The organism is Neoroseomonas oryzicola, from assembly GCF_012163135.1.
GTDB lineage: Bacteria > Pseudomonadota > Alphaproteobacteria > Acetobacterales > Acetobacteraceae > Neoroseomonas > Neoroseomonas oryzicola.
In genome coordinates this window covers 485796-498737 of sequence record NZ_JAAVUP010000001.1, presented here as the reverse complement: position 1 = coordinate 498737, position 12942 = coordinate 485796, and the positions used below count along the sequence as shown (strand labels likewise).

The 12942-nt window shown below is 70.5% G+C and carries 12 protein-coding genes; 8 read left to right on the top strand and 4 right to left on the bottom strand.

What is annotated here, in order from left to right:
- Positions 1-17 precede the first annotated feature (17 nt).
- Together GWK15_RS02390 and GWK15_RS02385 are read right to left on the bottom strand one after the other, a co-directional pair.
- The gene (locus GWK15_RS02390) at positions 18-1637 is read right to left on the bottom strand and encodes an amidohydrolase (protein ID WP_168038687.1); all 1620 of its coding nucleotides are present in this window, start codon (positions 1635-1637) and stop codon (positions 18-20) included.
- Positions 1634-2962 carry an NAD(P)/FAD-dependent oxidoreductase gene (locus GWK15_RS02385; RefSeq protein WP_168038685.1) on the bottom strand — a complete coding sequence of 443 codons (1329 nt, stop codon included), beginning with the start codon at positions 2960-2962 and terminating at the stop codon, positions 1634-1636. The genes GWK15_RS02390 and GWK15_RS02385 overlap by 4 nt, the downstream gene beginning before the upstream one ends.
- 134 nt (positions 2963-3096) lie before the next feature.
- Here GWK15_RS02385 and GWK15_RS02380 point away from each other — a divergent pair, with 134 nt between their 5' ends.
- Genes GWK15_RS02380 through GWK15_RS02345 form a run of 8 tightly spaced genes read left to right on the top strand, consistent with a single transcriptional unit; the run spans position 3097 to position 10488 of the window.
- Positions 3097-4206: an extracellular solute-binding protein gene (locus tag GWK15_RS02380; protein ID WP_168038683.1), complete on the top strand. Its 1110-nt coding sequence runs from the start codon at positions 3097-3099 to the stop codon at positions 4204-4206.
- A gap of 8 nt (positions 4207-4214) precedes the next feature.
- Positions 4215-5153, top strand: a complete 939-nt coding sequence (locus GWK15_RS25750; protein WP_168038681.1) for an NAD(P)-dependent oxidoreductase — start codon at positions 4215-4217, stop codon at positions 5151-5153.
- On the top strand, positions 5153-5923 hold the full coding sequence (locus tag GWK15_RS02370; RefSeq protein ID WP_168038679.1) for a class II aldolase/adducin family protein: 771 nt from the start codon (positions 5153-5155) through the stop codon (positions 5921-5923). The genes GWK15_RS25750 and GWK15_RS02370 overlap by 1 nt, the downstream gene beginning before the upstream one ends.
- Complete coding sequence (locus tag GWK15_RS02365; RefSeq protein ID WP_168038677.1) at positions 5920-7020, top strand: polyamine ABC transporter ATP-binding protein; 1101 nt, start codon at positions 5920-5922, stop codon at positions 7018-7020. Before GWK15_RS02370 ends, GWK15_RS02365 begins: the two co-directional genes overlap by 4 nt.
- Positions 7017-7862 (top strand): ABC transporter permease, encoded by an 846-nt coding sequence (locus GWK15_RS02360; protein WP_338147176.1) that lies wholly within the window; start codon positions 7017-7019, stop codon positions 7860-7862. Before GWK15_RS02365 ends, GWK15_RS02360 begins: the two co-directional genes overlap by 4 nt.
- A gap of 4 nt (positions 7863-7866) precedes the next feature.
- The gene (locus GWK15_RS02355; RefSeq protein ID WP_168038675.1) at positions 7867-8655 is read left to right on the top strand and encodes an ABC transporter permease; all 789 of its coding nucleotides are present in this window, start codon (positions 7867-7869) and stop codon (positions 8653-8655) included.
- Between the two features lie 7 nt (positions 8656-8662).
- Positions 8663-9673 (top strand): dimethylarginine dimethylaminohydrolase family protein, encoded by a 1011-nt coding sequence (locus tag GWK15_RS02350; protein ID WP_168038673.1) that lies wholly within the window; start codon positions 8663-8665, stop codon positions 9671-9673.
- Positions 9674-9681: 8 nt separating this feature from the next.
- Positions 9682-10488 (top strand): alpha/beta hydrolase family protein, encoded by an 807-nt coding sequence (locus tag GWK15_RS02345; RefSeq protein ID WP_168038671.1) that lies wholly within the window; start codon positions 9682-9684, stop codon positions 10486-10488.
- A 100-nt stretch (positions 10489-10588) separates the two neighbouring features.
- On the opposite strand, the gene cnbZ is transcribed toward GWK15_RS02345, so the two are convergent.
- Both cnbZ and GWK15_RS02335 read right to left on the bottom strand, forming a co-directional pair.
- Positions 10589-11341: a 2-amino-5-chloromuconate deaminase CnbZ gene (cnbZ, locus tag GWK15_RS02340; protein ID WP_168038669.1), complete on the bottom strand. Its 753-nt coding sequence runs from the start codon at positions 11339-11341 to the stop codon at positions 10589-10591.
- On the bottom strand, positions 11338-12924 hold the full coding sequence (locus GWK15_RS02335; RefSeq protein WP_168038667.1) for an ABC transporter substrate-binding protein: 1587 nt from the start codon (positions 12922-12924) through the stop codon (positions 11338-11340). Before GWK15_RS02335 ends, cnbZ begins: the two co-directional genes overlap by 4 nt.
- Between the last annotated feature and the right edge of the window lie 18 nt (positions 12925-12942).

Here is a 12942-nt window from a genome sequence, read left to right as displayed (position 1 = left end):
CGGACGGGAAGGGGCCTTCAGCCGCCGTGCCGCACGATCCCGCCGACGACGGTCGCGACGACCTGCGTGTTCCGGATGACGGCTGGATCACAGGCAAGGATGTCGGTGTCGAGGACCGCCAGGTCCGCCAGCTTCCCGACCTCGAGGCTGCCCTTCTCGTTCTCCTCCCGCTGCGCCCAGGCGCCGAGCGTCGTGTAGGCGGCGAGCGCCTGTTCGGGCGTCACCGCCTCCGACGCATCGAGGTCGGCGCCGGTCTGGCTGCGGCGCGTGACCATGGCGCCGAGCGCGGTGAAGGGGTTCACCCGGCAGACCGCGAAGTCGGAATGCCCCGGCGCGGGGACGCCGGCCGCGATCAGGCTGCGATGGGGCCACATGTGGCGCAGCGCCGCCTGGCCGCGATTGGCGACATAGGCCTCGCCGAGCTCGTCCATGAAGCCGGTCGCGGAGGAATCGACGAAGCCGCCGCGCTTCAGCCGCGCGAGGATGGGCGGCGTCACGTAGCAGCAATGCTCGACCCGCATCCGATGGTCCGCGACCGGATGCGCGGCGAGGGCGGCTTCCATGACGTCGAGCGCGAAGTCGATGCCGCGGTCGCCCACGCCCTCGATCATCACCTGCAGGCCCGCCTTGTGGGCAGCGGTGGCGCGCTCGGTCAGGTCGTCCTTGTCGTAGAGCAGCATACCGGTGTTCGGCACCGGCTCGCCCGGCACCGTGGCGCCGACATAGGGTTCCCAATAGGCCGCGGTGCGCCCGGAGGTGGAGCAGTCGGGGCACCACTCGACGCCGATCAGCCGCAGCCATTCGTCGCCGAAGCCGGACCGGATGCCGGCGCCGATCAGATGCGGGATCAGCGGCTCGTCGCGGCCGGAGGCGATGATGCCCATGCGCATCCGCCAGCGTCCGTCGCGCCGCATCTGCTGGTAGGCACGGATCGCCTTGGAAGGGGTGAGGGAATTCGCCACCGAGGTGATGCCGTGGCGCAGGCATTCGTCCTGCACCATCTCCATGCCCTCGGCGATGTCGGCCTCGCTGTCGGCGCCGTGCACCGCGTTGAGGAAGATGTGCGCCGCCGTCTCCCGCACCAGGCCGGTGAAGGCGCCGGTCGTGGGGTCGCGGTCGAAGGTGCCGAAGGGCGGGTCCTGCGCCTCGGGCCCGACACCGCAGGCGGCGAAGGCGGCGCGGTTCGCAAGGCCGAGATGCCCATCGGTGCGCAGGATGAACATCGGCCGCCCGCCGCTTGCCGCGTCGAGTTCGTCGAGCGTGGGGTAGCCGCCCGAGGCGCGCTCGTTCAGCCGGTAGAAGGCGCCCCAGCGGCCGGGTGGCAGGCTTTCGCAGACGCGGCGGATGGTGGACAGAACCTCCTCGCGCGAACGCACCCTATCGGGGGAGAGCAGCGTCCAGGTCCGCAGCCGCACCGCATAGGCATCGGGGTGGGCGTGGCTGTCGACGATGCCGGGAATGACGCGCCGGCCGTTGGCGTCGAGGACGCGCGTCGCGGGGCCGACATGGTCGCGCATGGCCGCGGTGGTGCCGGTCGCCACGATGCGGCCGCCGATGGCCGCGAGGGCCTCTGCCTCCGTCCCCCTCCCGTCCATCGTGGCGATGCGGCCGTTGAGGAGGACGAAGTCGGCGTTCATGCGGCAGCCCTGTCGATGTGGTCTCTCAGCCGGTACCAGCCGCCGATCAGCGGCAGGAACCAGTTCGGATTGCCGTTGTAGAGGGGAACCGTGGGGAAGGTCAGCCCGTCGAGCGCGAAGCCTTCATTGTCCGCCCCCGCGATCTTCAGCGCCGCGCGGTGGCCGAGCCATGTCGCCATCGCGACGCCCGAGCCCTGGCAGCCGGCCGCATAGTGGATGCCGTCCTGCACGCCGATATGCGGAAGGAAGTCGAAGGTGAAGGCGACGTTCCCGGTCCAGGCGTGGGTGATCTGCACCTCCTTCAGCTCGGGGAAGACGGCGAGCATCATCCGCCGCAGCGCGGGCGCCGCCTTCTCCGGCTCGGTCGGCCCGAAGGAGGCGCGGCCACCCCACAGGATGCGGTTCCCGTAGGGGGAGGGGCGGAAGTAGTTCAGTACCCTCCTTGTGTCGCTGATCATCCGCCGCCCGGGGAAGAACTTGTCGATCGCGTAGTGGGGCAGTTCCTCGGTGGCGATGATGTAGGAACCGACCGGGATCATGCGCCGCGCCAGCCAGGGCATCGCCGTATTGCCGTGCTTGTCGCGCGAATAGCCGTTGGTCGCGACCAGCACGGCATCGGCGCGCATCTGCCCGCGGTCGGTCACGATGCGAAAGGACGACCCGTCGCGCCGGATGCCGTTGGCGCGCACGCCGTCGACCAGGCGCGCGCCGGCGCGCTCGGCGGCGTCGGCCAGGCCCCGGGCATACTTGCCGGGATGCAGGCTGCCCGAGGCATCCGCGAGCATGCCGCCATGGTAGTGGTCGCTGCCGAGCGCCTCGCGCTGCCGGTCGCGGGGCAGCATCCGCGTGGGCAGGCCGGTGATCTCGGCGATGCTCTCCGCGCGCGATGCGAGGGCTTGGTAGTGCTTCGGCGTCCAGGCCGGCACGAAGCGGCCGCAGCGGACGTAGTCGCAGGTGATGCCCTCGCGCGAGATCGTCTCCTCGATGAAGGGGAAGGAGGCGGCGGCGGCCAGCGCGATGGCCCGGGCGCGTTCGGCGCCGTGGCTCTTCTCGAGCGGTCCGGAGGCGACCTTCAGCCCGCCCGAGACCATGCCGCCGTTGCGGGAGGACGCGCCCCAGCCGATCCGCTCGGCGTCCAGCACGGCGACGTCGTGGCCCAGCCGCCGCAAGGTCAGCGCCGCCGACAGCCCGGCATAGCCGCCGCCCACCACGACGACGCCGGCATGGTCGGGCAGCACGCTGTCGCGCCGCGGCGGCTCGGCGGCCTCCCACCACCAGGGAGTGGTCTTGAAGTCCGGGGCGAAAATCGACTGCGCGTCGGTCATTGCCGGGAAGGCCTGCCCATGGTGAAGTTTCGACCGGGAGACTTCACGCCGGCACGGCGACAACCGCAAGTGGTATTGCCCGGTCAGGCTGCACCTGGTCCGGGTGCTGCGTTGCAGCGCGAGGAGAGACGGTGATGCAGAGCTTCCAGCAGGATTGCGTGGACCTGGCCTTTCAGAAGTTCCGGCGCGGGCAGATCAGCCGGCGCGGCCTGCTGACGGCGCTGTCCGCCCTCGGCGTGGCGCCGCTCGCGGGCGGCGAGGCCCGCGCGCAAGGCGCCCGCCAGCTGGTCATGGTCAACTGGGGAGGGATCGCCAACCAGGGCTTCGGCCGCTTCTACGGCGAGCCCTTCATGGCCGCGAACCAGGGCTGGACGGTGGTGCAGGACAGCACCGGGCCATCGGCCGGGCGCATCCGATCGATGGTCGAGAGCGGGCGGACGACCTGGGATCTGTGCGATTCCTCGGCCTCGTCCTCGAACCTGCTCGGCCGGCAGAACCTCGTGACGAAGATCGACTACAGCATCGTCAAGAAGGAGGACACGCTGCCGGTCGGCTTCGCGCTGGAATACGGCGCGGCGCCTTACTCCTTCAGCAGCGTGCTCTGCTACGACAGCGCCAAGTTCCCGCAGGGCGGGCCGACCTCCTGGGCCGACTTCTACGACCTGCGGAAGTTCCCCGGCACGCGGCTGATGCGGCGCGACGCGCTCGCGACGCTCGACGCGGCGCAGATGGCGCTCGGCAAGGATCCGGCGAACCTCTATCCGCTCGACGTGCGGGCCTGCCTGCGCAAGGTGTCGGAACTGCGCCGCAACGCCGTCTTCTGGAACAGCGGCAGCGAGAGCGAGCAGTTCCTGCGCACCGGGGAGGCGGTGATGGGCCAGATCTGGCACACCCGCGCGACCGTGCTGGAAGCCGAGACCAACGGCCGCATCAAGTTCATCTGGCCGCAGGCGCTGCTGCAGGCGGGCATCTTCGTGATCCCGCGCGGCAATCCGGGCGGCGAGATGGCCCAGCGCCTGCTCGCCTCCATGCTCGCCAATCCGGAACCGCAGGTCGGGCTGCTGCAGCTGCTCGGCAACGGGCCGACCAACCCGCGTGCCGCGGCGCTGGTGCCGCAGGACCTCCGGCGGAAGAACCCGACGGATCCCGAGAATGCGCGGGTGCAGGTGGTGCTCGACGGCAACTGGTGGGGCCAGAACTATCAGCAGGTGAACGCGGACTTCATCGACACCATCACCGGCTGAACCTGCCCGTGATCCTCGTGGTGAAGTCGGGGGGCGAAGCCGCCGTCCCCGAATGGCGGGCGCATTTCGCCGAGTTCGCGCCCGGTCTCGAGATTCGCTGGTGGGACGATCCGTCCCTCGATCCCGCCGCGGTCGATTTCGTGCTGGTGTGGGATCCTGACCCGGGGCGCCTCGCGCGCATGCCGAAGCTGCGCGCGATCTTCGGATCCGGCGCCGGGGTCGACGCGATCGTCGCCGATCCCGACCTGCCGCGCCACATCCCGCTGGTGCGCTGCGTGCCGCCCGAGGCGACGCAGCGCATGGGCGAATTCGTCACATGGTCTGTGCTGTCGCTGGTCAAGGATGCGCGGCGCATGGCGATCGCGCAGTCCAGGGCCGCCTGGGACTATTTCGAGGCCCCCTTCGCAGCGGCCGAACGCACCGTCGGCGTCATGGGCCTCGGCGCGATGGGACTGCGCAGCGTCGAGATGCTGCGCGCCCTCGGCATTCCCGTGATCGGCTGGTCGCGCACACGCAAGGACGTCCCCGGCGTCGAGACCTTCGCCGGCGCCGCCGGGCGCGACGCCTTCCTCGCGCGCTGCGACATCCTGGTCTGCCTGCTGCCGGCGACGGAGGAGACGCGCGGGATGCTCGCCGAACCGCTGCTGTCCCGCCTGCCGCGTGGCGCCGGCCTGGTGCAGGTCGGGCGCGGTGTGCAGCAGGTCGTGCCGGATATCCTGGCTGCGCTCGACAACGGGCAGTTGTCGGGGGCGGTGCTCGATGTCTTCGACCCCGAGCCGCTCGCCGCCGACAGCCCGCTCTGGTCACATCCGCGCGTGACGGTCACGCCGCATGTCGCGAGCCTGCCGAGCCGCCGCGAACGTGCCCGCTACGTCGCCGGCTGCATCGCGCGGTTCGAGCGCGGCGAGCCGTTGCCCAACGTCTACGATCCCGAGCGAGGCTATTGATGGCCCTCCCGCCGCCGCCGGTGAAGCCGGATCCGAACCGCCCGCAGACCGAGCAGGAGGTGCGCGAGGACCTCGCCGCCGCCTACCGCCTGATTGCCCATTTCGGCATGACGGACCTGGTCTTCACCCATCTCTCCGCCCGCCTGCCGGGGGAGGGACACCGCTTCCTGGTGAACCCCTACGGCCTGCTGTTCGAGGAGGTCACGGCGAGCAGCCTGGTCGTCGTCGATGCCGAGGGCGCGCCGATGCAGGACACGTCCTGGCCGGTGAACCCGGCGGGCTTCGTCATCCATTCCGCCGTGCACCGCGCCTGCGAGCATGCGATGTGCGTGATGCACACCCATACTCTCGCGGGCATGGCCGTGGCGGCGCAGTCGGGTGGGCTGCTGCCGCTCAACCAGATGAGCATGGAGTTCGACGGCCGCGTCGCCCTGCACGACTACGAAGGCATCGCCGCGGACGACAACCTGTCGGAACGCGACCGCCTGGTGCGCGACCTCGGCGATAAGCCCTGCATGATCCTGCGCCACCACGGGCTGCTGACGGTGGGCCGCACGGTCGCCGAGGCCTTCTACTGGATGTACTACCTGGAGCAGGCCTGCCGCATCCAGCTGGCCGCGCAGTCCTCCGGCGCGCCGCTGGCGGTGCCACCGGCGCCGGTCGTGCGGCGCGCCCGGGACCAGTTCGGCACCAGCGCGACCAAGGGCTGGCTGCCCTGGCAGGCGCTGCGCCGGAAGCTCGACCGCGAGCAGCCGGACTACGTCTCGTGAGCGCGGCGGCGGGGCACGCGCTGGGGCTGCGGGGGCTGACCAAGCGCTACGGCGACTTCATCGCCGTGAACGACGTATCGCTCGAGATCGGGCAGGGCGAGTTCGTCACCCTTCTCGGGCCCAGCGGCTCGGGCAAGACCACGATCCTCATGGCGATCGCGGGCTTCGTCGCGCCGAGCGAGGGCGCGGTTCTGCTCGACGGGCGGGACATCACCCCGCTGCCGCCCGAGAAGCGCAACTTCGGCATGGTCTTCCAGGGTTATGCCCTGTTCCCGCACATGACGGTGGCCGAGAACGTCGCCTTCCCGCTGCGTGTGCGCGGCATGTCGAAAGCCGATCGCGACGCCAAGGTGCGGGCGGCGCTCGACCTGGTGCAGCTCGCGCAATTCGCGGGGCGGCTGCCGAAGCAATTGTCGGGTGGGCAGCAGCAGCGCGTCGCGCTCGCCCGCGCACTCGTCTTCGATCCGAGCCTGCTGCTGCTCGACGAACCGCTCTCGGCGCTCGACAAGAAGCTGCGTGCCGAGTTGCAGGAGGAGCTGAAGGCACTGCACCGCCGCGTCGGCCGCACCTTCATCAACGTCACCCATGACCAGGAGGAGGCGCTGTCCATGTCGGACCGCATCGCCATCCTGAACCACGGGCGTCTGGTGCAGGCGGGGGCGCCGGGGGAACTGTATGAACGCCCGCGCACGCGCTTCGTGGCGGATTTCCTCGGCAAGTCGAACTTCCTCGAAGGGACGGTGCGCCAGCCCGCCCCGGGCGGCTTCATGCTCGAGGCCGGCGCGTCGCGGCTTGCGGTCGCGCACGGGCAGGGGGCGGCGCTGCCGCCCGGCACGCGCAGCCTGCTGTCGCTGCGGCCTGAGAAGATCGCGCTGCTGGCCGAAGGCGAGACGGCCGAGAACCAGGTCGAGGGGCGCATCCTCTCCTGGTCCTATCTCGGTGCCGGCTTCGCGCTGCGCATCGCCACCCCGGATCTCGGCGAGTTGCGCGCCGTGCTGCCCGCCTGGAAATCCCCGGTCGCACCGGCCGAGGACCTGCCGGTCCGCCTTGGCTGGTCCGCCGACGCCGCCGTGCCGGTCGAGGAGGACGCCGCGTGAGCGCGGCAGGGCGCACCGGCGCAGGCTGGTGGATGCTGATCCTGCCGGCCTTCCTGCTGCTCGTGGTCTTCTACATCGCCCCGATCGCGCAGGTGCTGACCATCAGCGTGACCGAGCCTGAACTCGGCCTCGGCAATTACGAGAGGCTCTTCACCTCGTCCGCCGTGCAGCGGGTGATCGAGACGACGCTGCGCATCTGCCTGATCACCACCGTGCTGGCGCTGCTGCTGGGCTACGGCATCGCCTACGCGATCACGCTCGCCCGGCCGCGGGCCCAGGGGTGGTGGATCCTCGCGGTGCTGGTGCCGCTGTGGATCTCGGTGCTGGTGCGCGCCTTCGCCTGGGTGACGCTGCTGCGCCGCCAGGGGCTGGTGAACAACACGCTGCTCGGCGCCGGCGTGATCGATGAGCCGCTGCCGCTGGTGTGGAACGAGTTCGGCATCATCGTCGGCATGGTGCACTACATGGTGCCCTTCGCCGTGCTGCCGATGCTGGCCTCGATGCGGGAGATCGACCCGCGCCTGCTGGCCGCGGCGCGGGGCCTCGGCGCCAGTCGCGGCGAGGTCTTCCGTCGCGTCTTCCTGCCGCTGTCCCTGCCGGGTGTGATCGCGGCCGGGGTGCTGGTCTTCATCTTCTCGCTCGGCTTCTACATCACGCCGGCGATCCTCGGCGGCGGCAAGACGCTGATGGTCGCGGAATGGATCAGCCTGCAGATCCTCGACCTGATCCGCTGGGGCCTGGGGACGATGATGGCGACGATGCTGGTCGCGGCCATCCTGGTCACGCTGCTCGTCTTCTCGCGCATCGTGGACCTGCGGCGCATCTTCGGGGCGGGGGCCTGATCCGATGGACGGCATCTACAGCCCCGGCGCCGCCAGCCGCAGCCTGGCCTGGGCCACGGCCTTCTACCTGGTGCTGCCGATCCTGATCGTCGTGCCGGTGGCGCTGACGGACCAGCGCTACCTCTCCCTGCCGCAGGACGGGATCTCCTTCCGCCATTTCGCGACGGTGTTGTCCTCGCCGGAATGGCTTGGCTCCATCTGGCAGTCCTTCACCATCGCGGTGGCGGCGACGATCCTGTCGGTGACGGCGGGGACGCTCTGCGCCATCGGCTGCTGGCGCATCTCGCGCCGCGCGACCGAACTCGTGCGCGTGATGATGCTGCTGCCGCTGATCATCCCCTCCATCGTCTACGCGATCGGGCTGTACCGATACTTCGGGCCGCTCGGGCTGCTGGACCGCTTCCTGGGCGTGGTGATCGCGCATGGGGTGACGGGGATCCCGTATGTGGTGATCACCGTCTCCACCGCGCTCGCCGCCTTCGACCCGCGGCTCGAGCAGGCGGCGCGAGGCATGGGGGCGTCGCTGTCGCAGACCTTGCGCTGGGTGATCCTGCCGCGCATCGCACCGGGGATCTTCTCGGGCGCCATCTTCGCATTCATCCATTCCTGGGATGAGCTTGTGATGGTGCTGTTCATCGCCTCGCGCGACGTGTTCACCCTGCCGCGCCGGATCTGGGACGGGATCAATGAGAACCTCGATCCCGCCATGGCCGCCGTCGCGGTGCTGCTGATCCTGTTCACACTGCTGCTGCTGCTCGCCGACCGCGCCCTGCGGCGGCGCAACGAAGGATAAGAACGCCATGTCACGCGCGATGAGCGAGTTCGACCACCGCTACAACATGCTGATCGAGCGGTTCCATTCGGAAGCCGAGCCCGCCTTCAACAGCCCCGCCGAGCAAGAGTTCGGCTGGGGCCGCCGCTGGGGCTGCAATTCCGACATCGGCCGGCTGCGCGTCGTGCTGATGCATCGTCCGGGAGAGGAGATGAAGGTCCTCGACGGCCTGCCGCTGATCCCGGAACTCGGCGCCTATGGCGACCCGAAGACCGGGGCCTATTGGCGGGGCGAGGTCATCCCGCCGCTGGCCGAGCAGTTGGCGCAGCACGACGCGCTGGCCGCCGCACTTCGGGAGGAAGGCGTGGACGTCGTGATGCTGAACCGCGCGGCACCCGGCCGGCACAAGTCGGTCTACACGCGCGATTCCTGCATCGCGATCGATGGCGGCGCCGTCGTCACCCGCATGGGCCCGCGCATCCGCCGTGGCGAGGAACGCCCGGTGACCGAGACGCTCGCCGCCCTCGGCATGCCCATCCTGCGCACCATCGCCGGCACCGGGCTGATGGAGGGCGGGTCCTTCGCCTATATCCGCCCCGACGTCGCGGTGATCGGCGTTTCCTCCCGCGTCAACGAGGAAGGCGCGCGGCAGATGGAGGAGGTGCTGGCCCTTCAGGGCACGCGCCTGATCCGCGTGCAGATCCCGGGCTACCGCCTGCATATCGATGGCGCCTTCGTGATGATCGACCACGACGTCGCCATCGTGAACCCGGTGACGCTGCCCTTCGTCTTCATGGAGGAGCTGAAGCGCCTGGGTATCCGCATGATCCCGCTGAACCACGAGGATCCGTCCTGGGCGATCAACTGCCTCGCCGTCGCGCCCGGCCGCGTGCTGATGAGCGACCAGGTCGGCCCCCGCACGCAGGAGGCGCTGGACAAGGCCGGGATCTCCGTGCGGCTGGTGGCCTACGACAAGGTCTATCTCGGGGGCGGCGGCATCCATTGCTCCACCAGCCCGCTGGTGCGCGACCCGATATGAGCGGCGCGATGCCCGGCTGGCGGCCGGCGATGGAGGGACGCACGCCCTTCTTCGCCTGCGCCGCCGAGCCGCGCTTTCCCTACTGCCTTTATGTCCCGCCTGGGCTGGGGCCGGATCCCGCGCCGCTGATCGTCGCCGTGCATGGCAGCGACCGGCGCCCCGAGGCGCTGCGGGATCTCATGGCGCCATTCTGCGACCGCCACCGTGCCGTGCTGCTGGCGCCGCTGTTCCCGATCGGCAGCACCGCGCCCGATGACGAGCCCGGCTACAAGTTCGGCCTGTTCCGGGGGCTGCGCTACGACCAGGCGCTGCTCGCCATGGTCGCGGATGCGGCGGTGCGCCTGCCGCTGGCGACGGATCGCTTCATGCTGACGGGCTTTTCCGGCGGCGGGCAGTTCGCGCTGCGCTTCCTGATGCTGCAGCCGCATCGGCTGTCGGCCGTGTCCATCGGGGCGCCGGGCTACGTCACGCTGCTGGACGAGGCGCTGCCCTGGTGGGCCGGCACGCAGGACTTTGTGGCGATCTTCGGCCATCCGCCCGACCTCGATGCGATGCGCCGGGTCGCGGTCCATCTCGTCGTCGGCGCCGACGACCTCGAGACCGACGTGCTGCGCGTCCCCGAAGGCCATCCGCTCTGGGTCCGCGGCGCGGAGCACGCCGGCCCGACCCGCGTCGCGCGGATCGAGGCGCTGCAAGCCAGCCTTCGCGCGGCCGGCTGCGCGACAACGCTCGACCGCGTCCCCGGCGTCGAGCATTCGCAGGAGGGCGTCTGGCCTGCGGTCGAGCGCTTCCTCGACGCGCAGTTCGGCGGCTAGAGCAGATCCCGATCAGGTGGACCCACCTGATCGGGTGAAGATGCTCGTGAAAACGAAAGCCTGGAGGCGTTGCCGTGAGCCAAGGCGAACGGAAACGGCTCTAGGCCGGCAGCACGCGCTCCATCGCAACCCCGCGGCAGTCCATCTCGTAGTCCAGGCCCTCGACCGGCGGGCGGCAGTCCTGCCAGGTCAGGCCGTGGCGGGCGGCGCCGCGGGTGACGATCTCCTCGGTCAGCGCCGGCGGCAGGGGGTAGACGGTGTAGACCTGCACCCCGGTCGTATCCGGCCAGCCGAAGCCGAGCAGCCCCATGCGGCGTTCCATCTCGCCCAGGACGTAGCGGCCCTTCTGCAGCATCCCGGCCGGCGAGGTATCGCCATAGGCGACGGTGCTCTCGCGATAGGTCGCCTTGCCCTCGATGGATTCCCCGCTGCCCGCAACGACGAAGGAGGGCGGCGCCCCATCCGCCGGCACGGTGAAGGCGAAGGCGTGGAAGGATGGCGTCGCGGGCGGGGTGACGCGCGGGCAGACATTGCTGCGGGCGACCGGGTTGTGCCCCGCCCGCAGCACGCCCCATTCGCCGAGCACCTCCGCATAGCCGCGGTTGAAGGCGGCGAATCCGGACTCGCTGAACGGGGCAGGGGAACGCAACTCGCAGGCTGCGAAGGCGGTCAGCGGCCGGCCGATCGAGCCGAGATAGGCCGCGATGCGCCGCCACCCCTCGGCCATCGGCACGGGTTCGGCGAAGCGGACGCGCTCCAGCCGGAAGCCGGGCAGCGCCGCGACGCCGGCCGAATACTGCATCACCGCGGGGATGAAGCGGTATCCGGCCTCCTCGATCGCGATGGTGCTCATCGCTTGGTCACGCCCCAGAAGACCGGGATGATGGTCGGGCGCAGCCCTTCGACATTCGCGCGATAGGCCGCGAGCGTCCGGTACTGCCCGGCATTGACGTAGGGCAGGACCTGAAAGGCGCGGGCCTGCACCTGGTCGAGGATCTGCCGGCGCTTCGCCGGATCGCTCTCCTCCCACCAGGATGCGCGCAGCCGCTCGAGCTCCGCGTCGCAGGGCCAGCCCGCCGGGGCGGTGTCGCAGGACGCCGCGAGGTAGACGTTCACCAGCGGGTTCTGCGCGTCGAGCACGTTCGCGATGGTGACGAACAGGTTCCACCCGCCCTGGTCGATCGGTTCGCGCCGGTTGCGGCGCTGGGTGACGGTGGCCCAGTCGGTGGTGACGACGTCGATATTCATCCCGGCGCGACGCATGTTCTCGGCCATGGTCAGCACCACGGCGTTGTTCGCGGCCCAGTCGCCGGCATTCAGGAACACCACGCGTTCCCCGTTGTAGCCGCCCTCGCGCAGCAGGGCCCGGGCCCGGTCGAGGTCGACGGCGCGGAGCCCCTGTGCGCCGGCCGCGCTTTCGAGCGGCGTGCCGCAGAGGAAATAGGCCGGGCAGTAGGGCACCTGCTCGGCCGGCGGGACGCCGATCGCCTGCAGGTTCTCCTGCTGGTTCACCATGAACAGCAGCGCCTGCCGGGCCGCGGGGTTGTTGAAGGGCGGGATGTGGTGGTTCGGCCGTAGCCAGACCATCGAGCCGATCGGGTTCTGCGCAAAAGTGCGGACGTTACGGTTGCGCGCGAGCAGCGGCAGCACGTCCGGCGTCGGCGTCTCGAGGAAGTCGATCTCGCCGGACTGCAGCGCGGCCGCGGCCGTCGCGGGGTCGGAGATGCCGAGCCATTCGATGCGATCGAGGCTCACCACCTTGCCGCCGGCGAGGCCGTCCGAGGGCTCGCTGCGCGGGCGGTAGGCGGGATTGCGGACATAGACCGCGCGCTCGCCGGGCATGAACTCCTGGGCGCGGAACATGAAGGGGCCCGAGCCGGTCGCGTCGGTGATCGCGGTATTGGCCGGCGTGCGCGCGATGCGTTCCGGCATGATGAACAGCGCGCTGGCGGTCGACCGTGCGAGGGCTTCCGTCACCAGGCCGAAGGGCTTGGACAGGCGCAGGGTGAAGGTCTTGTCGTCCACCACCTCCAGCGCCGCGGTCGCGGCCATCAGGGCGCGGCCGGCGATGTCGCGCTCGCCCCAGCGGCGGATCGAGGCCACCGCATCGGCCGCGCGCACCGGCTGCCCGTCATGGAAGGCGAGGCCGTCGCGCAGGGTGAAGCGGTGGATCATGCCATCGGCAGAGACCTCGTGCCGGTCGACCATCTGCGGCCGTGCGACGCCCTGGCTGTCGAGGCCGAAGAGCTGATCGTAGACCATGAAGCCGTGGTTGCGGATGATCGCGGAGGTCGAGACGACCGGATCGAGGCTCGGCAGCGGCCCGACCATGACGATGCGCAGCGTGCCCGAGGGCGCGGTCTGCGCCATGGCGGCGCCCCCGAGGCCGAGCAGCGCGAGGGCTGCCGCCATCAGGGCGTTGCGGAACCTGGACATCGAAGCCTCCCATGACGC